Genomic DNA, 332 nt, shown 5'->3' on the forward strand with positions numbered 1-332 from the left:
GCATACGGTTATGTCAATCGCAGCGGCGTGTCGAAGGACCCCGACAGCTGGACGATCCACACCGGCCCGATGTCGGTCGCGAACGGTGCCGCCAACTACAAGCCCGACTTCAAGGACGTCGATGCCGGCCCGCAGCGGTTCACGACTCAGGGCGGCTGGCTCGGCTTCACCGACAAATACTGGCTGACCGCGTTGATTCCCGATCAGGCCGCGACCTTCGACGGCCAGTTCCGCGCCGGCGCGAATAGCGCCTACCAGGCCGATTTCGCGGTTCAGCCGCGCGTCGTCGCGCCCGGCCAAAGCCTGACCCAGACCTCGCGCTTCTTCGCGGG

1 protein-coding gene is annotated in these 332 nt (G+C 66.6%); it reads left to right on the plus strand.

Annotated elements, in window-relative coordinates:
- On the plus strand, nucleotides 1–332 hold a 332-nt coding region (gene yidC / locus AC0IYH_RS30285; RefSeq protein WP_471837829.1), incomplete at both ends, for a membrane protein insertase YidC.

The sequence above is a fragment of the Pseudomonas sp. AC463 genome (genome assembly GCF_979253585.1).